Below are 22,075 nucleotides of genomic sequence, written 5' to 3'. Positions count from 1 at the left end.
TCTATAAATGTTATGTTATAACATCTGATAAATACCCAATCATCCCGGTCCAGGGATGCCCTGCCCTGCGACCTCACCTAGCCGTGACGATCATGACCACTCAAGCCAGCCTCCTCAGCAAGAAACTCCCTGTCACCGTGCTGTCCGGCTTTCTCGGCGCCGGCAAGACCACCCTGCTCAACCACATCCTCAACAACCGCGAAGGCCGGCGGGTGGCGGTCATCGTCAACGACATGTCTGAGGTCAACATCGACGCCGCCCTGATCCGCGACGGCGGCGCCGAGCTGTCGCGCACCGAGGAGAAGCTGGTGGAGATGAGCAACGGCTGCATCTGCTGCACCCTGCGCGAAGACCTGCTGGTGGAAGTCGAACGCCTCGCCCGCGATGGCCGCTTCGATCAGCTGGTCATCGAATCCACCGGCATCTCCGAGCCGCTCCCCGTGGCCGAAACCTTCACCTTCGCCGGTGAAGACGGGCGCTGCCTCGGCGATGTCGCCCAGCTCGATACCCTGGTCACCGTAGTGGATGCCTTCAATTTCCTGCGCGACTACGCCTCCAGCGACCTCCTGGAGTCCCGCGGCGAATCCCTGGGCGAGGAAGACGAACGCACCGTGGTCGACCTGCTGATCGAGCAGATCGAATTCTGCGATGTGCTGGTGGTGAACAAGCTGGACCTGGTCGAGCCGGCGGAACGTGATCGCCTGCTGGCCATCCTGCGCAGCCTCAATCCCCGCGCTCGACTGGAGCTGACGAGCTTTGGCGCCGTGCCCCTGGAGCGGGTGCTGCAGACCGGTCTGTTCGACTTCGATAAAGCTGCCCAGGCGCCGGGCTGGCTGCAGGAGCTGCGCGGCGAGCACACGCCCGAGACCACGGAATACGGCATCTCGAGCTTCGTCTACCAGGCGCGCCGCCCCTTCCATCCCGAGCGCTTCTTCGCCCTGATCGAGCAGGAATGGCCCGGCGTGATCCGCTCCAAGGGCTACTTCTGGCTGGCCAGCCATCCCGCTCATGCCGGGAGCTGGTCCCAGGCGGGCGCCGTCGCCCGCCATGGCGTGGCCGGTCGCTGGTGGGCCGCGGTACCTCCCGAGCAGTGGCCGGACGATGAAGAGACCGTCGTCCTGATCAAGGAGAAATGGCATGAAGGCGTCGGCGATGCCCGTCAGGAACTGGTGCTGATCGGCATGGACGTGGACGAAGCTGATCTGCGCGCCCGCCTGGACGCCTGCCTGCTCAACGACAGCGAACTCGCCGCCGGCCCCAGGGCCTGGATGAAGCTGCACAACCCCTTCAGCGACTGGCCCCAGGCCGCCGACCTCCACTGAGCCGAACCCTGCCCATGAACGCCATTCTGCCTGATGTCTCCCTCAGCGAGACCGCCGAACTGCCTGCCGCCCTCGACTGGGTTGGCATGCAGGGTATCGACCTGCCGATCCGCCTCGGCAAGGACGAACTCGGCCGCCTGCTGCCCGCCAGCGCCGACGTCCAGGTCGACCTGCCCACGGCCACCGCCAAGGGCATCCATATGTCCAGGCTCTATCAACTGCTGGATCGCCTGAGCGGAGAAGCCCTCCTGACGCCCGAGCGCCTGCGTCTGCTGCTGAGCGACATCGTCGCCAGCCATCGCAGCTGCGACTCCCGCGCCGCCCGCCTGCGGCTGGACTTCGCCCTGCTGATTCGCCGTCCTGCGCTGATGACCACCGGGCTGAGCGGCTGGAAACGCTATCCCGTGCGTATGGAAGCGAGCTGGGTGGCCGGTGTTTTCCAGCTCAGTGTCCGCGTCGAGATCCTCTACGCCTCCACCTGCCCCTGCTCCGCCGCCCTGTCCCGGCAACTGATCGAACGAGCCTTTCTCGCCGAACACGGGGCCGCCACGCCGCTCGATCCAGCCACCGTCGCCCACTGGCTGAGGCGTCACGCCTCCCTGGCCACCCCGCATAGCCAGCGCAGCCTGGCCCGGGTACGGATCAGCCTGCCGGCAGATGCAGCCGACTTCGGCCTGCTGCCCCTGATCGACCAGTGCGAACAGGCCCTGGGCACGCCGGTGCAGACCGCCGTCAAGCGCGCCGACGAACAGGCCTTCGCCGCGCTCAATGGCAGCAACCTGATGTTCGTCGAGGACGCCGCCCGCCGCCTGCTGGTCGCCCTGCGTGACAGCCACCAGGACGTGAGCATCCAGGTGCGCCATCTGGAGAGTCTGCATCCGCACGATGCGTCCGCCTGGGCCTCCAGCTCGCCCACTTGACCAGAGCCTCTCTGCAGCTTTCCTTTCAAAACAGCCGCTTTACCGCTTTACTGCAAGGAAGCAGTCGCCATGGGCGACCACTCTCGTTATCTCGACCCAGGAGCGCTTCTCGATGAAATCACGCCTTACCGCAGCAACCATGACCGTTCTGCTGAGTGTCCTCGGCACAGGTGTCGCACTGGCCGAAAGCCCAGCGGAAAAGAGCGTCCGCCAGGACGGTCGTGACGTGAGCAAGGACGCCCGCCATGACCGCAAGGAGGTCGACAAGGGCGCGGCCCATGCCGCCGACGAAGCCGACCGCACCGATACCCACCTGGACAAGGAACGCCACCGCGAAGACAAGAAGGCGGACAAGGAATACAAGAAGACGCTGTAGCCCGCCCGGGTCGAGGCAGAGCCAAAGGATTGGCTTGTCCTCGAAGGCTGTTCGTTCCCTTGCAGCACCGACAGGTCGCCCGAATCCCGACCACTGAAAGACAGCGACCGCGCCCAATAGGCAATCCCCCTGGCCTAGATACTCAACGGCTGCGCGCACCAGGCGCATCCACTCGGCTGCATAGCCCAGAAACCAGCTCGCGGTCGCTCCAGCCATTCCGTGAATCAAGTCACATTATTTTGGCATGACGGGCCTGATGGCTTAGACTGCGCGCCTCTCGAAAAAGGAGTTTCGCATGAAGCCGTCTCAGCTCTTGTTCATCACCTTCGCTGCGCTGCAACTGGCCGGTTGCGCCATCGGCCAGAAAATCGACTACCGCCAGACCGCCCCGCAACTCAGCGTCAAGGCCGACAAGCCGGTCGCCGTCGCGGTACTCGACGAGCGCCCCTATGTAGTCGCCCGGAACAAGGACGCCACCTACGTCGGCAACATCCGTGGCCTCTACTACAACCCCTGGAGCGTTCGCACCTACAGTGGCAGCCCCCTTTCCGCGGATCTGCAGGACGCCGTGCAAAAGGCCCTGGCCCGCGCCGCCATCACCGCCCTGCCCAGCCAGACCAGCGACCGTGCCCCCCAGGGCCAGAAGCTGCTGGTGCTGAAACTGCGCGAGTGGAAATCTGACGCCTACATGCGCGTCCGCTTCGACTATGACGTCATCACCCAGGTCCTCGACGACCAGGGCAAGGTCCTTGCCAGCGAAGAGATCAAGGGCAGCGGCCCGACCAACAACGTCATCCTCTCGGGGACCCAGGTCCTGACCAATGCCATCGACGCACCGGCCATCGCTGGCGCCCTGGCCAAGGGCAACACGCCCTGACTGGACGTTGCACTTTGCTAGGGAAAAGGCCCGCCTCGCGCGGGCCTTTTAATGTCAACAGATGCTGGAGCAGGATCCACAGCAGACCGCAGGGCATAGCCATCGATAATGAACGCCGAGAAGCGTGAAGTATTTCAGCTAAGCTGCAGGGATTCAGTGGCGAAGGCACGTCGGAGCAGGAAGACCGGGGTACAGGGTCGCCAGACAGGATCTCGAGCGAGATCGGTATCCACGGCCTGAGCCCTACCTGCAGCCCATCAGCCCCTGTCGGGCACAAAGCTCGAAAATGACCGCCAGCTTCCGGCACTTCAGAATCGTGGAGACCCCGTGAAATACATGACGTTAGTGGGAATGACCGTAGTGCTACTGGGCTGCAGTCATTACTCCAACAGAAGCACCCTGTGCGAGCCGAACCCCCTGGCCGGCGTCGAGTGCCAGCAGCCCAAGGCGCTGAACCAGATCATCGGTGAGAAATATCGCGACTGGCGGAAATATCAGTGAAGACCTTGGTAGCTTCAAGGGATAGACGTAGGTCTCGGCCGTCATACCGAATCCAGAAACGTTCCTAGTTGGTAGCCCAGCGGGAAGTGAAGCGGCCGTACCGAGCGTGATCTGGCAGCGTGCCAGCCAGACCGGAGGTTGCCGACTGCGACCTCTAACTGACTGGTGACTCCTTCCCAAGGTGGCGAGTGCAACGGCCACCTTCCAATGCTTGATGAACGCCCGCACTTCTGCCGTTTCCGGTTGTCAGACGTCCTCAATCGAAGCGGACCCGTACTAGGCAATCAACATGAATGCGCCTGTGAAAGAACAGAAGGTGATCAATGCGATTGCCATAGGAACCTGCGTCTCAGCAATTGTCTTGCTGTTGAGCTTCGCTGAAGCCACAATCGCAGCCAATAGCTGGGCTCCGCAGTCCGGCACCGAAACTGAAAAGGATATTTCAGTTGCGCTATCAGTTAACAAGGACAGTGACGCTCTTCGAGTCCAGGCCCAGCGGCCGGATAAATAGCGTCCCGCTGAAATCCGCACTCATTCGTCCAGGGTCGTTAGCCAGCGATCAGGGCCTGCTGGCGCTCACCCTGGGCGCCATGTGCATCGGGCTGGCAACCATCTTTGTGGTGGCCATGGCGGCCTGCTGATGATCACGCACGATTGGTACCGGTAGCCTCAGCGGGCGACTGATCGGTCGTCGACGTTTCGCACGTCCTGACCCCGACCGTCCTGCCTGCTGATCTCAAAAAGGCAGCGCCCCTCGCCCCTACTCAGCTCAGCTCTCGCTCCCAGGTAGCTACAGGGTTAACCGCAATGGTCAGCTTCATCGGGATCGAGTGCCATGGAAGGTCAGGCACCGGAGCTGTCTCGAAAGGGTTTCGGAACTCTTCCTTTTTTACCTACCCAGCGGGCCTTGAAATCCGATCCTGCAGACAGCAAAAAGCCCCATAAGAACGGGGCTTCGAAGGTGGCGGAAGCGCAGAGATTCGAACTCTGGGACCCTTGCGAGTCGGCGGTTTTCAAGACCGCTGCCTTAAACCACTCGGCCACACTTCCGTAAGAGGGGCGCATAGTACCTGATGGCAACACACTGTCAAACAGTCGCAAGCGATCCTTAAGCAACATTTGCTATCTTCGGGGTCGTACGGTACATCACACCGTTAATCTAGCTTTGGAGTACACCATGAACGAGCGTCAATACGCCTATAACCCTGCCATCGCGCAACCGCGGGACGTCAGCCGTGTATTGCGCAACACCTATGCCCTGCTGGCCATGACCCTGGCGTTCAGCGGACTGGTCGCCTTCGTCTCGCAGCAGATGCGGCTGCCCTACCCCAACATCTTTGTCGTCCTGATCGGCTTCTATGGCCTGTTCTTCCTGACCGTGAAGACCCGCGACAGCGGCTGGGGTCTGGTGAGCACCTTCGCCCTGACCGGCTTCATGGGCTACACCCTTGGCCCGATCCTGAACATGTACCTGGGCTTGCCCAACGGGGGCAGCGTGATCGCCTCCGCCGCCGGCATGACCGCCCTGGCCTTCTTCGGTCTGTCGGCCTACGCCCTGATCAGTCGCAAGGACATGAGCTTCCTCAGCGGCTTCCTGATGGCGGGCTTCTGGATCCTGCTGGGCGCCGTGGTGCTGTCCTTCTTCGTCCAGATCAGCGGTCTGCAACTGGCCATCAGCGCGGGCTTCGTACTGTTCGCCGCCGCGGCCATCCTGCTGCAGACCAGTGCCATCGTGCACGGTGGTGAAGACAACTACATCATGGCTACCATTACCCTGTACGTCTCGATCTACAATATGTTCATCAGCTTGCTGCAGATCTTCGGATTTGCCAGCAGCAACGATTGATCATCAGCGGTAGCCCGAGAGGCCCGCTTCGGCGGGCCTTTTTACATCCATGAAATTTGCCATCGTTGTCCTTTCTCCACCCCAGGCGCCCTCGGCGCGGCGGGCCCTGCGCTTCTGCGAGGCGCTGCTGGCCGAGGGTCACGAGCTGTCGCGCCTGTTTCTCTATCGCGACGGCGTCCATAACGCCTCCCATGCCCTGGTCAGCGGCCAGGACGAATCCGATCTGCCCGCGCGCTGGCGCGAGCTGATCGAACGCCACCAGATCGATGCGGTGGTCTGCATCGCCGCCGCTCTCAAGCGTGGGCTGCTGGACGAGAACGAGGCACGACGCTACGAACGTGAGGGCGCGGTGAACGTGCGTGCCCCCTGGCAGCTGTCCGGTCTGGGCCAACTGCATGAAGCGGTGCAGGACGCAGATCGCCTGCTCTGCTTTGGAGGCGACTAGCATGGCTAAGAGCACCCTCGTCATCTCCCGCCAGCCGGCACTGAGCGGCCCCGGTCCGCGCGAGGCCCTGGATATCGTACTGGCCGGCGGTGCCTTCGAACTGCCCCTGGCGCTGCTGTTCGCCGGTCCTGGCGTGACCCAGTTGCTGGCGGCCGACAGCGCTGCCCTGGAGCAAAAGGACCTGAGTGCCAATCTCTCCGCGCTGCCGCTGTTCGGTGTCGAGGCCATCTACGCCGAAGCCACCGCCCTGCAGCGCCTGGGCATCACGCCCGCGCAGTTGCCCGCCTGGGTGACGCCCCTGGAGCCCGACGCCCTGGCAGCGCTGATTCATGAATACGACCAGGTGATTTCCATTTGACTACCCTTCACCTGTTTTCCCGCTCGCTGCTGCTGGACGCCGGCGCACTGGACGGCCTGAGCTGGGTCGGTAGCGAGGACACCGTTCTGCTCACCGGCGCTGCGGTCGAGGCCCTGCGCCCTGGCAGCGTTGCGGCCGAGCGGCTGGCCCGACTTCCGGCCGAGGCAGCCCTCTATGCCCTGGCGGAGGATGTCCAGGCCCGTCGCCTGCACCCCGAACGAGCCGTGACCCTGATCGACTACCCCACTTTCGTCGACCTGAGCGTGAGCTGCGCCAAGGTCATCAGCTGGACCTGAGCATGCCTCCTCTCGACCTCGACCCCGAAGGCTATCTGCGCGACCTCTCGCAATGGAGTCCGGAAGTGGCCCAGCAACTGGCACTCAAGGAGGGCATCGAGTTGACCGAGCGCCACTGGCAGGTGCTGCAGGCGCTGCGTGACTTCTACGCCCACTTCCAGCTTTCGCCGGCCAATCGGCCGCTGATCAAGTACATTGCCCAGACGCTGGGTCCGGAACTGGGCACCAGTCTGCAGCTCAACCTGCTGTTCAAGGGCGCGCCGGCCAAGCTCGGCGCCAAACTGGCCGGCCTGCCGAAACCGGATAACTGTCTATGACCTTCACCACGCCCGAAGAACATCCCTTCGCCGTCTATGTCCGGGCCTTGGGCAAGGGCAAGCGCGGCGCCCGCAGCCTGACCGAGGCCGAGGCGGAAATGGCCATGGGCCTGATCCTCGACGACCGGGTGACCGATGCCCAGCTCGGTGCCTTTCTCATGCTGCTCAGGCACAAGGAAGAGAGTGCCGAGGAGCTGGCGGGCTTCACCCGCGCCGTCCGCGCGCGGCTGCAGCCGCCAGGCTTCACGGTCGACCTCGACTGGCCCTCCTACGCCGGCAAGAAGCGTCATCTGCCCTGGTACCTGCTGGCGGTGAAATGCCTGGCCGGTAGCGGCGTGCGGGTGGTCATGCATGGCGGCGGTACCCACACCGCGGGCCGACTCTATACCGAACAGTGCCTGGCCGACCTGGGGATGCCGACCGCCACTGACTGGCAGGACGTCGGCACCCTGCTCGATCGCGATCAGCCGGCCTTCCTGCCGCTGGCCGCCTGGATGCCGGCCCTGCAGCGGATGATCGATCTCAAGGCCGAGCTCGGCCTGCGCTCGCCGATCCATTCCCTGGTACGGCTGCTCAACCCCAGCCAGGCGCGCTGCATCCTGCAGAGCATCTTCCACCCGGGTTACCAGGAGGTGCATCGCGAGGCCAGTCGCCTGCTGGCTGACGACAGCATCGTCATCAAGGGCGAAGGGGGTGAAGTCGAGCGCAATCCCGATGTCATCGCCCATCTCTATGGCACCCGTGCTGGCGAAGCCTGGGACGAAAGCTGGCCGGCGCTGACCGAGCGTCGCCAGGTCAAGCCGGAGCGCCTCGATCCGGCCCTGTTGGCCGCCACCTGGCGAGGTGAAGCGGAAGATCCCTATGGGCGCCTGGCGGTCATCGCCACCCTGGCCGTGGCCCTGCGCGCCCTGGGTCAGGAACAGGCGAGTGCCCAGCGTGAAGCCGAGCGGCGCTGGGAAGCGCGCGACCGCACGCTCTGACGTCGCCTCAGGAACCCGGAGCGGCTCCCCGGGTTCCTAACCGCAACGCAGCGGAGGATGACGATATGGGCTTGTTGGTCGATGGACAGTGGCAGGACCAGTGGTATGACAATGGCAAGGATGGCCATTTCAAACGGGAAGAAGCCCAGCGTCGCGACTGGATCGCCCGCCCCGAGCAAGCCATTCCGCAAGGCGCTGCACGCCATGCCCCGGAAGCCGGTCGCTACCACCTCTATGTGTCCCTGGCCTGCCCCTGGGCGCACCGCACCCTGATCTATCGCCAGCTCAAGGGCCTCAGAGATCTGATCGGCGTCTCGGTGGTCAGCTGGCTGATGCGTGAGGAAGGCTGGACCTTCGACCTGGCCAGGGGCGCCAGTGGTGACGATCTCTATCACCTCGACCGCCTCTACCAGCTCTATCAGCGCGACCAGGCCGACTACACCGGGCGGGTTACCGTCCCGGTGCTCTGGGATCGCCAGCAAGAGCGCATCGTCAGCAATGAATCCGCCGAGATCATCCGCATGTTCAATGGCGCCTTCGATGACCTGACCGGCAATCGCCTGGATCTGTACCCAGAGGCCCTGCGCGGTCGCATCGATACCCTCAACGACCGTATCTATCCAACGGTCAACAATGGTGTCTACCGGGCCGGTTTCGCCACCACCCAGGAGGCCTACGAAGAGGCCTTCGACGAGGTCTTCGCCACCCTGGACAACCTGGAAAAGCTGCTGCAGACCCAGCGCTATCTCACCGGCGAATGGCTGACCGAAGCCGATTGGCGCCTGTTCACCACCCTGATCCGCTTCGACGCCGTCTATCACGGCCACTTCAAGTGCAACCTGCGGCGCATTCGGGATTATCCGGCGCTACAGGGATGGCTGCGAGAGTTGTATCAGTGGCCGGGTATCGCCGAGACCGTGGACTTCCAGCACATCAAGCACCACTACTACGGCAGTCATGCGCAGATCAACCCGACCGCTATCGTGCCCAAGGGGCCGGCCCTGGAGCTGGACCTTCCCCATGGCCGCGAGGCCCTGAGCAGTGCCGGCATCCAGGGCGCAGCCTGAGATCAGACCGCCGCCTGGTCGCCTTCGAACCAGGCCAGCTTCTCGCGTAGCGCGACCACCTCGCCGACGATCACCAGGGTCGGCGCGTGGACCTCGTGCTCGGCCACCAGTTGCGGCAGATCCTGCAGGGTACCGGTGAACACCCGCTGATTGAGCGTGGTGCCCTGTTGCACTAGCGCCGCCGGCGTCGCCGGATCCTTGCCATGGGCAGTGAGTTGCGCGCAGATGGTCGGCAGCCCCACCAGGCCCATGTAGAACACCAGGGTCTGCCCCGGCGCCACGAGATCGGTCCAGGGCAAATCGGCCGAGCCGTCCTTGAGATGGCCGGTAACGAAGCGCACCGACTGGGCATGGTCTCTGTGGGTCAGGGGAATGCCGGCATAGGCGGCACAACCACTGGCCGCGGTGATGCCCGGCACCACCTGGAAGGGAATGCCTTCGGCTGCCAGTTCTTCGATTTCTTCGCCACCGCGGCCGAAGATGAAGGGATCACCTCCCTTCAGCCGTAGCACCCGCTTGCCCTCCCGGGCCAGCTTGACCAGCAGGCGATTGAGATCGTCCTGGGGCACCGCATGTTCGGCGCGCCGCTTGCCGACATAGATGCGATCGGCATCGCGCCGGCACATGTCGAGGATGGTCGGCGCCACCAGGCGATCGTAGAGCACCACGTCAGCCTGCTGCATCAGCCGCAGGGCGCGGAAGGTCAGCAGGTCCGGATCACCGGGACCGGCGCCGACCAGATAGACCTCGCCGCGAAAACTGGCCGTTTCGCTGCTCAGCTTGGCTTCCAGCAGTTGCTCGGCAGCCTGGGGCTGGCCGGAAAAGACCTTTTCCGCGACCTCGCCCTGGAACACCTCTTCCCAGAAGATCCGCCGCGCCTGCAGATCGGCGAAGCGGGTCTTCACCCGGGCGCGAAAGCGCTGGGCCAGTTGTGCCAGCTCGCCATAGGTCGCTGGAATCCAGCTCTCCAGCTTGGCGCGCACCAGGCGCGCCAGCACCGGGGCGTCACCGCCGCTGGAAATGGCGATCACCAGGGGCGAGCGATCGACGATGGCCGGGAAGATCACGGTGCACAGCTTGGGCGCATCCACCACGTTGACCGGCAGGCCCAGGGCCTGGGCGTCGTGGGACACGGTCTCGTTGACCTCGTCATCGTCGGTGGCCGCAATCACCAGGCAATGCCCGGCGAGATGGCCAGCCGCATAGCGCTCGACCCGGCAACTGCCGCCCCGCGCCTCGACGAAGGCACGTACCTCCGGCTCGATTTCCGGCGCCACCAGGGTGATGCGTGCGCCGGCTTCGGCCAGCAGCACGCTCTTGCGCAAGGCGATATCGCCCCCGCCGATCACCAGTACCGGACGACCATCGAGCTTGTGGAAGAGCGGCAGGTAATCCATCAGCCGATGACCTCGAGGCCACCCATGTAGGGCTTGAGCACCTCGGGGACGCGGATGCTGCCGTCGGCCTGCTGATAGTTCTCCAGCACGGCGACCAGCGTACGACCCACGGCCAGGCCGGAGCCGTTGAGGGTGTGCACCAACTCGGGCTTGCCCTCGGCGTTGCGGTAGCGGGCCTGCATGCGGCGCGCCTGGAAGTCACCGCAGTTGGAGCAGGACGAGATCTCGCGATACTTGCCTTGGCTCGGCACCCAGACTTCCAGGTCGTAGGTCTTGGTGGCGCCGAAACCCATGTCGCCGGTGCACAGTGACAGCACCCGGTAGGGCAGTTCCAGCCGCTGCAGCACGGTCTCGGCGTGGCCGGTCAGCTCTTCCAGGGCCTGGAAGGAGGTGCTCGGCTCGACGATATGGACCATCTCCACCTTATCGAACTGGTGCTGACGGATCATGCCGCGGGTGTCGCGACCCGAGGCCCCGGCTTCGCTGCGGAAGCACGGGGTATGGGCGGTGAACTTCAGCGGCAAGCGCTTGGCATCGAGGATCTGGCCGGCGACCAGATTGGTCAGGGTCACCTCGGCGGTGGGGATCAGGTAGAGATCGCTCTCGCCTTCGCGGCCGATCTTGAACAGATCTTCCTCGAACTTGGGCAGCTGACCGGTGCCCTGCAGGGTCTCGGCCTGCACCAGATAGGGGGTATAGGTCTCTTCGTAGCCATGCTCACCGGTGTGCAGGTTGAGCATGAACTGCGCCAGGGCACGGTGCAGGCGGGCAATGGGGCCGCGCATCACGGCGAAGCGGGCGCCGGAGAACCGTGCAGCGGTCTCGAAATCCAGCCAGCCGTGGGTCTCGCCCAGGGCAACGTGGTCCTTGATCTCGAAATCGAAGTCGCGCGGGGCGCCCCAGCGACGGACCTCGACATTGTCGTCTTCGTCCTTGCCGACCGGCACCGAGGCATCGGGCAGGTTGGGCAGGCCCAGCAGCAGGGCATCCAGTTCGCCCTGGACCAGATCCAGCTCGCGCTTGGCTTCTTCCAGTTCACTGCCCATGCGATCGACCTCGGCCAGCAGCGGCGCGATGTCCTCACCACGCGCCTTGGCCTGGCCGATCCCCTTGGAGCGGGCATTACGCTCGGCCTGCAGGGTCTCGGTGCGGGTCTGCACGGCCTTACGACGGGCTTCCAGCGACTCCACCAGGCTGACGTCGAGAACGTAGCCACGGGTCGCCAGACGTGCGGCCACCTCCTCGGTTTGGGTGCGAACCAGTTTCGAATCAAGCATGTCCGTGTCTCTTGCTTAGGAATGGGGGCAGCCGCGCGGGCGGGGCGTCAGGAACGCGGTCGGCGCTGGCGCGGGCTGGACCGGTCGAGGTCCGCCAAGTGCTGCAGTTTATCGCGGATCTTCAGCTCCAGCCCACGGGGAACCGGCTCATAGTAGCGGCGCGGCTCGAGTTCTTCGGGAAAGTAGTCCTCACCCGCGGCATAGGCTTCGGGCTCATCGTGGGCATAGCGGTATTCGTCGCCATAGCCGAGGTTCTTCATCAGCTTGGTCGGCGCATTGCGCAGGTGCAGTGGCACCTCGCGCGAGCCGTTCTGGCGCACGTCGGCCAGGGCGGCCTTGTAGCCCATATAGACGGCGTTACTCTTGGGCGCGCAGGCCAGATAGACGATCGCCTGGGCGATGGCCAGCTCGCCTTCCGGACTGCCCAGGCGCTCCTGGACATCCCAGGCCTCCAGGCACAGGCTCAGGGCGCGCGGATCGGCGTTGCCGATGTCTTCGCTGGCCATCCGCACCACGCGCCGGGCGATGTACAGCGCATCGCAGCCGCCGTCGATCATCCGGGCGAACCAGTAGAGGGCGCCATCGGGATTGGAGCCGCGCACCGACTTGTGCAACGCGGAGATCTGGTCGTAGAAGGCTTCACCGCCCTTGTCGAAGCGGCGGCGCTGATCGCCCAGCAGACTCTGGAACAGTTCGGCGTCCAGGACGCCACCGTCCTCGGCCAGGTCCGCGGCATTCTCCAGCAGATTGAGCAGCCGCCGGCCATCGCCGTCGGCGGCGGCCAGCAGCAGCGCCAGGGCGTCGTCCGGCAGACTCAGCCGTCGCTCACCCAGCCCCTTGGCACTGGTCAGAGCCCGGCGTGCCAGGCCGCCGAGGGCCTCGTCGTCCAGACTCTTGAGCACATAGACCCGCGCCCGCGAGAGCAGCGCGTTATTGAGCTCGAAGGAGGGATTTTCAGTGGTCGCCCCGATGAAGATCAGGGTGCCGTCTTCGACATAGGGCAGGAAGGCATCCTGCTGCGACTTGTTGAAGCGATGCACCTCGTCGACGAAGAGGATGGTGCGGCGGCGATACTGGGCGGCCTGCTGCTTGGCCACCTCCACCGCATGGCGGATCTCCTTGACCCCGGAAAGCACCGCCGAGAGCGTTTCGAAATGGGCATCGGAAACCTGGGCCAGCAGCCGCGCCAGGGTGGTCTTGCCCACCCCTGGCGGCCCCCAGAAGATCATCGAATGCAGCGCGCCCTGCTCCAGCGCCTCGCGCAGAGGTTTGCCCCGCGCCAGCAGGTGTTGCTGACCCGCGTATTCATCGAGGCTCGCGGGACGCATGCGGGCAGCCAAGGGCTGCCCGACGGGTGCGCTGCTGAAGAGATCCATGGGGTGCGATCACTCCTGGATGACGTCGGCTCCCTTGGGCACCTGGAAGGTGAACTGGGACGCGGCCACCGGCTCGTTGAGCTTGACGTTGAAGAAAAGGATGTTGGTTCTCTGACCGGCACCGTCGATCAACTGCATGTCGTTGATCACGCCGTTGCGGAACGACAGCCGCAGGCTGTCGAACAGGGTGTCCTTGGTCTTGGGCTTGAGCACGAAGTCGACGACGTTGCCGGCATCCTTGCTGGTGACGTCGAAGCTGCTTTCGATCTTGGAAATGTCACCCGACAAGAGCAACGCCGGCGTCTGGGTCAGGCGCAGGTCCAGCTTGCGGATGGTGACCTGTTCCAGGTCCGGATCGTACAGCCAGACCTGCTTGCCGTCGGACACCAGCAGCTGCTCCTGGGGCGCATCGGAATGCCAGCGGAACAACCCGGGACGCTTGAGGCTCATGTTGCCGGCGGTTTCCTGCAGGCGAGTACCCGAACCATCCAGGGTCAGCTGCGAGAAGCGCGCGGTCAGGGTCTGGGCCTTGTCCAGCAGTTGCGACAGGCGACCCACCGACGCCTGGTCGGCATGGGCGGAAAAGCTTACGGCGGCCAGGGCGGCCAGGGCGAAGCAACGCAGCTTGTGCATCGAGGTCCTCATGGATGTCAGTCTCTCACCGGGGCAGGCGCTGTGACCTCGCGCGAGCCGTTGGTGTTCATGGGCGATACGACACCGGCCATTTCCATGGTTTCGATCATCCGTGCCGCCCGGTTGTAACCGATCTTGAGCTTGCGCTGGACCGCGGAGATCGAGGCCCGACGACTCTCGGTGACGAAGCGCACGGCCTCGTCATAGAGCGGATCGTCCTCGTCGCTGTCGCCACCCTCGCCGCTGCCGCCGTCGAAGCCCGCACCACCGCCCTCGTCCGGACCGCTGAGGATGTCTTCGATGTAGTCGGGGGCGCCGCGCTCCTTCCAGGCCTCGACGACGCGATGGACCTCGTCGTCGGACACGAAGGCGCCATGGACGCGGATCGGCAGGCCGGTACCCGGCGGCAGATAGAGCATGTCACCGTGCCCGAGCAACTGTTCGGCGCCGCCCTGGTCGAGAATGGTCCGGGAGTCGATCTTGCTCGACACCTGGAAGGCCATCCGCGTCGGGATGTTGGCCTTGATCAGACCGGTGATGACGTCCACCGAGGGCCGCTGGGTGGCCAGGATCAGGTGGATGCCGGCCGCCCGCGCCTTCTGCGCGATCCGCGCGATCAGCTCTTCGACCTTCTTGCCGACGATCATCATCATGTCGGCGAATTCGTCCACCACCACCACGATGGTCGGCAGCGTCTTCAGCAGCGGTGCCTCGTCGTCCATGCTCTCGCGACGATAGAGCGGATCGGTCAGCGGCGTACCCGCGTCCTCGGCGTCCTTCACCTTGCGGTTGAAGCCGGCCAGGTTACGTACGCCCATGGCCGCCATCAGCTTGTAGCGCCGCTCCATCTCCGCCACGCTCCAGCGCAGGGCGTTGGCGGCCTCCTTCATGTCGGTGACCACCGGACACAGCAGGTGTGGAATGCCCTCGTAGATCGAGAGCTCCAGCATCTTGGGATCGATCATGATCAGGCGAGCGTCTTCCGGGCTCGACTTGAACAGGATCGACAGGAGCATGGCGTTCACGCCCACCGACTTACCGGAACCCGTGGTACCGGCCACCAGCAGGTGCGGCATCTTCGCCAGGTCGGTGATAACCGGCTTGCCACCGATGTCATGACCCAGGGCCAGGGTGACGGGCGACTTGGCCGCCGCGTACTCGGGCGATTCGAGGACCTCGGAGAAGCGCACCATCTGGCGATCCTCGTTGGGGATCTCGATACCCACGGTGGTCTTGCCGGGAATGACTTCCACCACCCGGACACTGAACACGGCGAGCGAACGCGCCAGGTCCTTGGCCAGGTTGGAAATGCGGCTGACCTTGACGCCGGCCGCCGGCTGAATCTCGAAGCGGGTGATCACCGGACCGGGATGCACGCTCTCCACGATGACCTCGACACCAAACTCCTTGAGCTTGACCTCGAGCAGGCGCGACATGTTCTCGAGGAATTCCGGCGAATAGCTCTGCTGTTTCTTCTCCGCGCGATCCAGGATCGACAGCGGCGGCAGGGTACCTTCCAGATCCGCGTCGACCCGGACCACGACAGCCGCGGGCGAATAGGACGCCGCAGCCGGTACAGGCGCCGCCTTGCGCGGCGGCGGCGTGGGCATGGCGACACTGGCCGGCGCTGGGACAGGCGCGGCAGCCACAGGCGCGGACTCGGGTGCTTCGGCGACAAAGCGACTGGGCGCGGGCATCTCGATGCGCGGCGCAGCACGCTCCACCCGTGGCGGCGGCGCGACATCGAGCAGATCGTCGAGGTCTTCATCGGCGACGGGAATCGGTACCTCGCGGGCCTTGCTCTTGCGCGCAACCGGCGGCGACACCGGCTCGTCGAAGACGTCAAGTTCCGGAGCCTGACGGCGACCGCCGGCCAGGCGGCTGAAGCCACCCTGCACCAGGTCCAGCAAGTCGAGTACGACCTTGCCGGTGAAATCCATCACCTTGAACCAGGACAGATCGGTGAAGACCGTCAATCCCAGCAGGAAGAGCGCGAGGAACAGCAGCGTGCTGCCCTGGACATTGAGGGCGGCGACCGACAGCTGCCCCAGGCTCTCGCCCAGCGCGCCGCCAGCGGACGCCGGCAGCGCCGAGACCGCATGGAAATGGATATAGGCCAGTACCGAACCCGAGATCACCAGCAGGACCAGACCGGTCAGCCGCCAGGAAAACAGCCAGCCGCTCCACTCCCAGGGCAGGTGCCGTTTGCGGAAGATCTGCCAGGTCTTGACGGCGAGCAGGACGGGGAACACGAAGGCAAAGTAGCCGAGTGCCATGAACAGCACGTCGGCCAGCCAGGCGCCGGCGCGGCCTGCGGTGTTATGGACCTGATCGATGCGGCTGGTGTGGGTCCAGCCCGGATCGGAGGGGTCGTAGCTCAGCAGAGCCATGAGCAGATACAGGCACAAGGCGGCCAGTGCGATGAGCACCACCTCCTTGAGACGATAATGCAGATGCTCACGCCATTGGTTGACGTGGCTGACAGAACTGGATTGCTTCAAGCGCGCTTTTCCCGCACACGGAACGTGTGACCGTGAATCAAAAACAGTGCGCCATTCTAGATCGCCCGGGCCCTGCTTCTACAGTCCCGCGGCGAAACATGGCACGATAGCGGACGGCCGTACCGGAACCGCCTTCAGGCACAACATTGGAGCATTCTTTCGTTGTCCTGACAAAGAGTTATGACGATTTCTTGAGCTTGTTACGCACAAGCCGCACCCCTTCGGCTCCACCCATCAGAAGGCGCCCTCCCCTACCATGGTGAAATGGCTGACCCGCGCAAGCCCTGACTTCCCGCCCCTGCAGCAGGCGCTGCGCGAACCCAACGGCCTCCTGGCCATCGGTGGCGACCTGAGCGCGGCACGCCTGATCGGCGCCTATCGTCACGGCTGCTTTCCCTGGTACCAGGCCGGTCAGCCCTTGCTCTGGTGGTCGCCGGATCCCCGCACGGTACTGTTCCCGCCGGACCTGCACGTCTCCCGCAGCCTGGCGAAGACGCTGCGCAAGACGCCGCTGCGCGTCACCTATGATCAGGCCTTCGCCAGGGTAATCCAGGCCTGCGCCGGTCCGCGACGCGATGCCGACGGCACCTGGATCACCGTGGAGATGCGCCAGGCCTACCAGGAGCTGCACGCCCAGGGCTGGGCTCATTCCGTGGAAGTCTGGGACGGCGACCAGCTTGTCGGCGGTCTCTACGGCATCGCCATGGGCAAGCTGTTCTTTGGCGAGTCCATGTTCAGCCACGCTGACAACGCTTCCAAGATCGGCTTCGTGACCCTGGTACGGGACCTGGCCGCCTGGGGCTTCGTGATGATCGACTGCCAGATGCAAACCGCGCACCTGGAGAGTCTCGGCGCGAGCAGTCTCTCTCGGGAACGCTTTGCCGAATACCTGGCCAAATACCTGGATCAGGCCAGCATGGCCGCCTGGCCTACCTTCCACGGGTGACTTACACTCAAGCCAGGCTTATGTAGAGATTCGACATGACCGAGCTGGCGAGACTCAAGTTTTACGCAACCCAGCCTCACGCTTGCAGTTACCTGTCCAACGAGCAGGCGACCACGCTGTTTCTCGACCCCTCGCAGCCCATGAACGGTCAGATCTACGCCGAGTTGTCCGAACTGGGCTTCCGCCGCAGCGGCGATCACCTCTACCGCCCCCACTGCCAGCTCTGCAAAGCCTGCGTTCCCGCCCGCATCCCCGTCGCTCGCTTTCGCCCCAGCCGCAAGCAGACGCGCGTACTCAAGCGCAATCTCGACATCAGGGTCACGCGCTGCGACCCGGGTTTCACTGAAGAGCGCTATCAGCTCTACGCCCGCTATATCAGCGAACGCCACGCCGACGGCGACATGTTCCCGCCGAGCCGCGGCCAGTTCTCCACCTTCCTGGTCAGCCACCTGCCCTACGCCTTCTTCTACGAGATGCGGGTGGAAGACCGCCTGATCGGCATCGCGGTGACCGATGTGCTGCCCAACGGCATGTCGGCGGTCTACACCTTCTACGACCCTAGCGAAGAGAAGCGCAGCCTGGGTGTATTCGGCATCCTCTGGCAGGTCGCCGAAACCCGCCGCCTCGGTCTCGATGCGGTTTATCTCGGCTACTGGATCAAAGGGTGTCGCAAGATGTCTTATAAGACCGAGTATCGCCCCATTGAGCTCTTCGTCAATCAGCGCTGGGTTGCCCTAGCCTGACGAAATAGCGCTTTTTCTGAATTTCTGTCAGAATATGGGCCTTTTTCGCCCGGACTGCTCTGGGCCTATCTTGTCACCGAGGGCTTTTCTATATATGTCGAAAGAAGACAGCTTCGAAATGGAAGGTACTGTCGTCGACACCCTTCCCAACACCATGTTTCGCGTGGAGTTGGAAAATGGGCACGTCGTCACCGCGCACATCTCCGGAAAGATGCGTAAGAACTACATCCGCATCCTGACCGGCGACAAGGTTCGCGTGGAGCTGACGCCTTACGATCTGAGCAAGGGCCGGATCACTTACCGCGCGCGTTAAGCGAATCCTTTCATGAAAAAGCCCGGCTATGCCGGGCTTTTTCATGAGCGATTGTAAATCGCGACCTGCCCTCAGGCAGGTTCGGCGGTGGTCTCGAACTCGAATTCCAGCTCGTCGTTCACCGCGTCGATGTGGACGATACCGCCGTGGTCGGCCAGGTCCCCGAACAGGATCTGCTCGGCCAGCGGCCGCTTGATCTTGTCCTGGATGAGGCGCGCCATGGGACGAGCACCCATCTGCACATCGTAGCCACGCTCCGCCAGCCAGCTGCGGGCGGCATCTGTGACTTCGAGCTGGACACGCTTGTCCTCGAGCTGCGCCTGGAGTTCGGTGAGGAACTTGTCGACGATGCTCTTGATGACTTCCGTGCTCAGGCGGCCGAACTGGATGATGGTATCCAGACGATTGCGGAACTCGGGCGTGAAGCTCTTCTTGATGACTTCCATGGCATCCGTGGTGTGATCCTGCAGCGTGAAACCGATGGAGGCACGGGAAGCGGTCTCGGCACCGGCGTTGGTGGTCAGGATCAGGATCACGTTGCGGAAGTCGGCCTTGCGACCATTGTTATCCGTCAGGGTGCCGTGGTCCATGACCTGCAGCAGCAGGTTGAAGACCTCGGGGTGGGCCTTCTCGATCTCATCAAGCAGCAGCACGCAGTGCGGCGTCTTGGTGATGGCTTCGGTCAGCAGACCACCCTGGTCGAAACCGACATAGCCGGGAGGCGCACCGATCAGGCGCGACACGGTATGCCGCTCCATGTACTCGGACATGTCGAAGCGCACCAGCTCGACACCCATGGCCTTGGCCAGCTGCCGGGCAACCTCGGTCTTGCCCACGCCGGTAGGGCCGGCGAAGAGGAAGGAACCAACCGGCTTGTCCGGTGATTTCAGCCCCGCACGGGACAGCTTGATGGCGGTGGACAGGGATTCGATGGCCAGGTCCTGACCAAAGACGGTCAGCTTGAGGTCGCGCTCCAGGTTGCGCAGCAGCTCCTTGTCGGAACTGTTGACGGTCTTCGGGGGAATCCGCGCAATCTTGGCGACGATGTCCTCGACCTGCTGCACGTCGATCCGCTCGGCACGACGGTCTTCGGGCTGCAGGCGCTGGTAGGCACCGGCTTCGTCGATGACGTCGATGGCCTTGTCGGGCATGTGCCGGTCGTTGATGTAGCGCGCAGCGAGCTCGGCTGCTGCACGCAGCGCCTCGTCGGTGTACTCGATGTGGTGATGCTGCTCGAAGCGCCCCTTGAGGCCGCGCAGGATGCCGTAGGTATCATCCACCGAAGGCTCGACGACATCGACCTTCTGGAAGCGCCGAGCCAGTGCCCGATCCTTTTCGAAGATGCCGCGGAATTCCTGGAAGGTGGTGGAGCCGATGCAGCGAATCTCACCGGAGGACAGCAGCGGCTTGAGCAGGTTGGAGGCATCCATCACCCCACCCGAGGCCGCGCCGGCACCGATGATGGTATGAATCTCGTCGATGAAGAGCACGGCATGGGGCCGCTTCTTCAGCTCCGCCAGCAGAGCCTTGAATCTCTTTTCGAAATCGCCGCGATATTTGGTCCCGGCCAGTAGCGCGCCGAGATCGAGCGAATAAACCACGCTGTCGGCCAGCAGATCAGGGACCTGACCGTCGACGATGCGCTTGGCCAGACCTTCGGCGATGGCGGTCTTGCCGACGCCAGCCTCGCCCACCAGCAGCGGGTTGTTCTTGCGGCGCCGGGCAAGGATCTGGGCTACGCGCTCGACTTCCGACTCACGCCCCACCAGCGGATCGATACGGCCCTGGCGAGCCTGCTCGTTGAGGTTGCTGGCATAGGCTTCCAGCGGATTGTTGGAGGAGCTGGGTTCGGCACCCTCCTCCTCGGCAGCGTCCTGATCCTGCTCGGCTTCGGGTGCTGCCCCTGGCACCTTGGAGATGCCATGTGCGATGAAATTGACCACGTCGATCCGCGCCACGCTCTGCTGCTTGAGCAGGAACACCGCCTGGCTTTCCTGCTCGCTGAAGATGGCGACCAGGACGTTGGCCCCGGTCACTTCGCGCTTGCCCGAGCTCTGGACGTGGAAGACCGCACGCTGGAGAACACGCTGAAAACCCAGCGTCGGCTGGGTTTCGCGCTCGTCGTCCTGCTGTGGGATCAGGGGTGTGGTGGAATCTATGAATTCCAACAGATCGCGTCGCAGACGATCGATGTTGGCGCCGCAGGCTCTCAACACGGTGGCCGCCGCTTCATTGTCCAGCAGCGCCAGCAGGAGGTGCTCAACGGTCATGAATTCATGACGCTTCGTCCTCGCCTCCTTGAAGGCGAGATTCAGGGTGACTTCGAGCTCACGATTCAACATAGCTTCACCTCATAGCCCAAGCAGCACAGTAGCCCAAGCAGCACAGATCTAACTTTCGATTTCGATTTCACACAGCAGCGGGTGGTTGCACTCCCTGGCATATTGATTGACTTGCATGGCCTTGGTTTCAGCGACATCGCGAGTAAATGTTCCGCAGACTGCCTTTCCCTGAGTATGCACAGTAAGCATCACCTGGGTAGCCGCTTCGCGGTTCATGCTGAAGTAGCGCTCCAGCACCTCGACGACGAACTCCATCGGGGTGTAGTCATCGTTATACATCAGAACTCGATATCTGGCTGGCCGTTTTAGTGCAGGTTTTGCCTCCTGCACCGCCAGGCCGCCGTTGTCGCCGTCCTGATGTTCGTTGTCGTCCGCCGCCAGTCGGATGGGGTCGATTACACGCATTCTGATCGATTCCGAATTACGGGATGAATAGCAGGAAAAAAAGAGCTTGATCCACGTCTCAGCCGCCTAGTGCCTTGCCTTGACTAAGGCTGAAAGGGTGTTACAAACATCCTGTACCGACGAGGTACCAAGGGTTCCGTTGTAGTGGCGTCTGTGTGGATTCACTGGAACTGTAGTCGAATGATACTCCAGGCTTGGAGTCCTTTGCAGAGGGAGCCGGTATGCTCAGTGGCAAGGTCAAATGGTTCAATAACGCCAAAGGATATGGCTTCATCGTTGCAGATAACAGTGATGAAGACCTATTCGCTCATTACTCGGCCATCCAGATGGACGGTTACCGCACGCTGAAGGCGGGCCAAGCGGTCAACTTCAATATCGTGCAGGGCCCCAAGGGCCTGCACGCGGTCGAGATTCGCGCGGCCGAAGTGAGCGCACCCGCCGCAGCGCCGGCCACCAATACCCTCGATGTGCGGGATACGGTCAGTACGGAAGCCTGATCTCACGCCCCTTCGGGGGCGCCATCTCCCCCTTCGCGCCGCTGACCTTCGCTGTGCCCCAGGTCGCGCTCCGGAAACAGCAGGTTCCTGACCCGATTCTTCAGCGCTCTGGCATCGGTAAAGCCGCCATCCCTCTTCCGCTCCCAGAGCACCTCTCCGCCACAGGCGACCTCGAACACGCCACCGGTTCCCGGTAGCAACGTCACTCCACCCAGATCGGTACCGAAGGTGCTGAGCAGCTCCTGGGCCAACCAGCCCGAGCGCAGCAGCCATTGGCACTGGGTGCAGTAGTGGATGGTGATGATAGGTCTGGCGTCCGCCACGGTACACCTCGCAAGGC

The 22,075-nt window shown here is 63.6% G+C and carries 25 protein-coding genes and 1 tRNA gene; 17 read left to right on the top strand and 9 right to left on the bottom strand.

Going from position 1 to position 22,075, the window contains the following annotated elements; translation table 11 throughout:
* The first annotated feature begins 92 nt into the window (after nucleotides 1–92).
* From zigA to OMP44_RS07800, 6 genes are all read left to right on the top strand, one after another.
* Nucleotides 93–1,322 (top strand): zinc metallochaperone GTPase ZigA, encoded by a 1,230-nt coding sequence (gene zigA, locus OMP44_RS07825; RefSeq protein ID WP_280307250.1) that lies wholly within the window; start codon nucleotides 93–95, stop codon nucleotides 1,320–1,322.
* A 14-nt stretch (nucleotides 1,323–1,336) separates the two neighbouring features.
* The gene (folE2, locus tag OMP44_RS07820) at nucleotides 1,337–2,242 is read left to right on the top strand and encodes a GTP cyclohydrolase FolE2 (RefSeq protein ID WP_280307248.1); all 906 of its coding nucleotides are present in this window, start codon (nucleotides 1,337–1,339) and stop codon (nucleotides 2,240–2,242) included.
* 139 nt (nucleotides 2,243–2,381) lie between these two features.
* Nucleotides 2,382–2,618, top strand: coding sequence for a hypothetical protein (locus tag OMP44_RS07815; protein ID WP_252977112.1), 237 nt, complete (start codon nucleotides 2,382–2,384; stop codon nucleotides 2,616–2,618).
* 295 nt (nucleotides 2,619–2,913) lie between these two features.
* Nucleotides 2,914–3,495: a YajG family lipoprotein gene (locus OMP44_RS07810; RefSeq protein ID WP_280307247.1), complete on the top strand. Its 582-nt coding sequence runs from the start codon at nucleotides 2,914–2,916 to the stop codon at nucleotides 3,493–3,495.
* Nucleotides 3,496–3,846: 351 nt separating this feature from the next.
* Nucleotides 3,847–3,996, top strand: coding sequence for a hypothetical protein (locus OMP44_RS07805; protein ID WP_273862511.1), 150 nt, complete (start codon nucleotides 3,847–3,849; stop codon nucleotides 3,994–3,996).
* A gap of 289 nt (nucleotides 3,997–4,285) precedes the next feature.
* Nucleotides 4,286–4,507 (top strand): hypothetical protein, encoded by a 222-nt coding sequence (locus tag OMP44_RS07800; RefSeq protein WP_273862510.1) that lies wholly within the window; start codon nucleotides 4,286–4,288, stop codon nucleotides 4,505–4,507.
* A 451-nt stretch (nucleotides 4,508–4,958) separates the two neighbouring features.
* On the opposite strand, the gene OMP44_RS07795 is transcribed toward OMP44_RS07800, so the two are convergent.
* Nucleotides 4,959–5,046 (bottom strand) — tRNA-Ser (locus tag OMP44_RS07795).
* Between the two features lie 127 nt (nucleotides 5,047–5,173).
* On the opposite strand from OMP44_RS07795, the gene OMP44_RS07790 reads away from it, so the two are divergent.
* The 7 genes from OMP44_RS07790 (at nucleotide 5,174) to OMP44_RS07760 (ending at nucleotide 9,305) form a co-directional block, all read left to right on the top strand.
* On the top strand, nucleotides 5,174–5,842 hold the full coding sequence (locus OMP44_RS07790; protein WP_133859212.1) for a Bax inhibitor-1/YccA family protein: 669 nt from the start codon (nucleotides 5,174–5,176) through the stop codon (nucleotides 5,840–5,842).
* Nucleotides 5,843–5,891: 49 nt separating this feature from the next.
* Entirely contained in the window at nucleotides 5,892–6,287 is a 396-nt protein-coding gene (gene tusD, locus OMP44_RS07785; RefSeq protein ID WP_187979153.1) for a sulfurtransferase complex subunit TusD, read from the top strand.
* 1 nt (nucleotide 6,288) lies between these two features.
* Complete coding sequence (gene tusC, locus OMP44_RS07780) at nucleotides 6,289–6,645, top strand: sulfurtransferase complex subunit TusC (RefSeq protein ID WP_187979152.1); 357 nt, start codon at nucleotides 6,289–6,291, stop codon at nucleotides 6,643–6,645.
* The gene (gene tusB, locus OMP44_RS07775) at nucleotides 6,642–6,941 is read left to right on the top strand and encodes a sulfurtransferase complex subunit TusB (protein ID WP_187979151.1); all 300 of its coding nucleotides are present in this window, start codon (nucleotides 6,642–6,644) and stop codon (nucleotides 6,939–6,941) included. The genes tusC and tusB overlap by 4 nt, the downstream gene beginning before the upstream one ends.
* Nucleotides 6,942–6,943: 2 nt before the next feature.
* On the top strand, nucleotides 6,944–7,258 hold the full coding sequence (locus tag OMP44_RS07770; protein ID WP_133859216.1) for a TusE/DsrC/DsvC family sulfur relay protein: 315 nt from the start codon (nucleotides 6,944–6,946) through the stop codon (nucleotides 7,256–7,258).
* The gene (locus OMP44_RS07765; protein ID WP_187979150.1) at nucleotides 7,255–8,238 is read left to right on the top strand and encodes a glycosyl transferase family protein; all 984 of its coding nucleotides are present in this window, start codon (nucleotides 7,255–7,257) and stop codon (nucleotides 8,236–8,238) included. Before OMP44_RS07770 ends, OMP44_RS07765 begins: the two co-directional genes overlap by 4 nt.
* Nucleotides 8,239–8,303: 65 nt before the next feature.
* Complete coding sequence (locus OMP44_RS07760; RefSeq protein WP_280307242.1) at nucleotides 8,304–9,305, top strand: glutathione S-transferase family protein; 1,002 nt, start codon at nucleotides 8,304–8,306, stop codon at nucleotides 9,303–9,305.
* A gap of 2 nt (nucleotides 9,306–9,307) precedes the next feature.
* On the opposite strand, the gene cysG is transcribed toward OMP44_RS07760, so the two are convergent.
* The 5 genes from cysG to OMP44_RS07735 are packed head-to-tail and all read right to left on the bottom strand — an operon-like array spanning nucleotide 9,308 to nucleotide 16,489.
* Entirely contained in the window at nucleotides 9,308–10,702 is a 1,395-nt protein-coding gene (cysG, locus tag OMP44_RS07755) for a siroheme synthase CysG (RefSeq protein ID WP_280307240.1), read from the bottom strand.
* A complete protein-coding gene (gene serS, locus OMP44_RS07750) occupies nucleotides 10,702–11,979 on the bottom strand; it encodes a serine--tRNA ligase (RefSeq protein WP_187979147.1) in 1,278 nt (425 codons plus the stop codon). The genes cysG and serS overlap by 1 nt, the downstream gene beginning before the upstream one ends.
* Before the next feature lie 47 nt (nucleotides 11,980–12,026).
* Complete coding sequence (locus tag OMP44_RS07745) at nucleotides 12,027–13,355, bottom strand: replication-associated recombination protein A (protein WP_280307239.1); 1,329 nt, start codon at nucleotides 13,353–13,355, stop codon at nucleotides 12,027–12,029.
* Nucleotides 13,356–13,364: 9 nt separating this feature from the next.
* Nucleotides 13,365–13,988: an outer membrane lipoprotein periplasmic chaperone LolA gene (lolA, locus tag OMP44_RS07740; RefSeq protein WP_007162303.1), complete on the bottom strand. Its 624-nt coding sequence runs from the start codon at nucleotides 13,986–13,988 to the stop codon at nucleotides 13,365–13,367.
* A 17-nt stretch (nucleotides 13,989–14,005) separates the two neighbouring features.
* Nucleotides 14,006–16,489, bottom strand: coding sequence for a DNA translocase FtsK (locus tag OMP44_RS07735; RefSeq protein ID WP_187979144.1), 2,484 nt, complete (start codon nucleotides 16,487–16,489; stop codon nucleotides 14,006–14,008).
* Nucleotides 16,490–16,745: 256 nt separating this feature from the next.
* Between OMP44_RS07735 and aat the strand changes: the two genes are divergently transcribed.
* From aat to infA, 3 genes are all read left to right on the top strand, one after another.
* A complete protein-coding gene (gene aat, locus OMP44_RS07730; RefSeq protein WP_158895064.1) occupies nucleotides 16,746–17,435 on the top strand; it encodes a leucyl/phenylalanyl-tRNA--protein transferase in 690 nt (229 codons plus the stop codon).
* A 35-nt stretch (nucleotides 17,436–17,470) separates the two neighbouring features.
* Nucleotides 17,471–18,178, top strand: coding sequence for an arginyltransferase (locus OMP44_RS07725; RefSeq protein WP_133859225.1), 708 nt, complete (start codon nucleotides 17,471–17,473; stop codon nucleotides 18,176–18,178).
* A gap of 94 nt (nucleotides 18,179–18,272) precedes the next feature.
* Nucleotides 18,273–18,491 carry a translation initiation factor IF-1 gene (gene infA, locus OMP44_RS07720; RefSeq protein WP_002553999.1) on the top strand — a complete coding sequence of 73 codons (219 nt, stop codon included), beginning with the start codon at nucleotides 18,273–18,275 and terminating at the stop codon, nucleotides 18,489–18,491.
* A 71-nt stretch (nucleotides 18,492–18,562) separates the two neighbouring features.
* On the opposite strand, the gene clpA is transcribed toward infA, so the two are convergent.
* Nucleotides 18,563–20,833, bottom strand: a complete 2,271-nt coding sequence (clpA, locus tag OMP44_RS07715; protein ID WP_133859226.1) for an ATP-dependent Clp protease ATP-binding subunit ClpA — start codon at nucleotides 20,831–20,833, stop codon at nucleotides 18,563–18,565.
* A 48-nt stretch (nucleotides 20,834–20,881) separates the two neighbouring features.
* Nucleotides 20,882–21,238: an ATP-dependent Clp protease adapter ClpS gene (clpS, locus tag OMP44_RS07710; protein ID WP_007162298.1), complete on the bottom strand. Its 357-nt coding sequence runs from the start codon at nucleotides 21,236–21,238 to the stop codon at nucleotides 20,882–20,884.
* 221 nt (nucleotides 21,239–21,459) lie between these two features.
* Between clpS and cspD the strand changes: the two genes are divergently transcribed.
* The gene (gene cspD / locus OMP44_RS07705; protein WP_133859227.1) at nucleotides 21,460–21,735 is read left to right on the top strand and encodes a cold shock domain-containing protein CspD; all 276 of its coding nucleotides are present in this window, start codon (nucleotides 21,460–21,462) and stop codon (nucleotides 21,733–21,735) included.
* Nucleotides 21,736–21,737: 2 nt separating this feature from the next.
* On the opposite strand, the gene OMP44_RS07700 is transcribed toward cspD, so the two are convergent.
* Nucleotides 21,738–22,058 (bottom strand): Rdx family protein, encoded by a 321-nt coding sequence (locus OMP44_RS07700; protein WP_280307237.1) that lies wholly within the window; start codon nucleotides 22,056–22,058, stop codon nucleotides 21,738–21,740.
* Between the last annotated feature and the right edge of the window lie 17 nt (nucleotides 22,059–22,075).

It is taken from the genome of Pseudomonas flavocrustae (genome assembly GCF_029872515.1).
Taxonomy (GTDB): Bacteria; Pseudomonadota; Gammaproteobacteria; order Pseudomonadales; family Pseudomonadaceae; genus Chryseomonas; species Chryseomonas aestiva.
This window is presented reverse-complemented; position numbering and strand designations above follow the sequence as displayed.

Coding starts and splice junctions, on each gene's coding strand:
- clpA (WP_133859226.1), bottom strand. CDS start 20,833: ATGTTGAATCGTGAGCTCGAAGTCACCCTGAATCTCGCCTTCAAGGAG.
- OMP44_RS07745 (WP_280307239.1), bottom strand. CDS start 13,355: ATGGATCTCTTCAGCAGCGCACCCGTCGGGCAGCCCTTGGCTGCCCGC.
- OMP44_RS07800 (WP_273862510.1), top strand. CDS start 4,286: ATGAATGCGCCTGTGAAAGAACAGAAGGTGATCAATGCGATTGCCATA.
- lolA (WP_007162303.1), bottom strand. CDS start 13,988: ATGCACAAGCTGCGTTGCTTCGCCCTGGCCGCCCTGGCCGCCGTAAGC.
- OMP44_RS07725 (WP_133859225.1), top strand. CDS start 17,471: ATGACCGAGCTGGCGAGACTCAAGTTTTACGCAACCCAGCCTCACGCT.
- folE2 (WP_280307248.1), top strand. CDS start 1,337: ATGAACGCCATTCTGCCTGATGTCTCCCTCAGCGAGACCGCCGAACTG.
- OMP44_RS07790 (WP_133859212.1), top strand. CDS start 5,174: ATGAACGAGCGTCAATACGCCTATAACCCTGCCATCGCGCAACCGCGG.
- OMP44_RS07770 (WP_133859216.1), top strand. CDS start 6,944: ATGCCTCCTCTCGACCTCGACCCCGAAGGCTATCTGCGCGACCTCTCG.
- infA (WP_002553999.1), top strand. CDS start 18,273: ATGTCGAAAGAAGACAGCTTCGAAATGGAAGGTACTGTCGTCGACACC.
- cysG (WP_280307240.1), bottom strand. CDS start 10,702: ATGGATTACCTGCCGCTCTTCCACAAGCTCGATGGTCGTCCGGTACTG.
- clpS (WP_007162298.1), bottom strand. CDS start 21,238: ATGCGTGTAATCGACCCCATCCGACTGGCGGCGGACGACAACGAACAT.
- tusD (WP_187979153.1), top strand. CDS start 5,892: ATGAAATTTGCCATCGTTGTCCTTTCTCCACCCCAGGCGCCCTCGGCG.
- cspD (WP_133859227.1), top strand. CDS start 21,460: ATGCTCAGTGGCAAGGTCAAATGGTTCAATAACGCCAAAGGATATGGC.
- OMP44_RS07805 (WP_273862511.1), top strand. CDS start 3,847: ATGACCGTAGTGCTACTGGGCTGCAGTCATTACTCCAACAGAAGCACC.
- serS (WP_187979147.1), bottom strand. CDS start 11,979: ATGCTTGATTCGAAACTGGTTCGCACCCAAACCGAGGAGGTGGCCGCA.
- OMP44_RS07810 (WP_280307247.1), top strand. CDS start 2,914: ATGAAGCCGTCTCAGCTCTTGTTCATCACCTTCGCTGCGCTGCAACTG.
- tusC (WP_187979152.1), top strand. CDS start 6,289: ATGGCTAAGAGCACCCTCGTCATCTCCCGCCAGCCGGCACTGAGCGGC.
- OMP44_RS07815 (WP_252977112.1), top strand. CDS start 2,382: ATGACCGTTCTGCTGAGTGTCCTCGGCACAGGTGTCGCACTGGCCGAA.
- zigA (WP_280307250.1), top strand. CDS start 93: ATGACCACTCAAGCCAGCCTCCTCAGCAAGAAACTCCCTGTCACCGTG.
- OMP44_RS07765 (WP_187979150.1), top strand. CDS start 7,255: ATGACCTTCACCACGCCCGAAGAACATCCCTTCGCCGTCTATGTCCGG.
- OMP44_RS07760 (WP_280307242.1), top strand. CDS start 8,304: ATGGGCTTGTTGGTCGATGGACAGTGGCAGGACCAGTGGTATGACAAT.
- aat (WP_158895064.1), top strand. CDS start 16,746: ATGGTGAAATGGCTGACCCGCGCAAGCCCTGACTTCCCGCCCCTGCAG.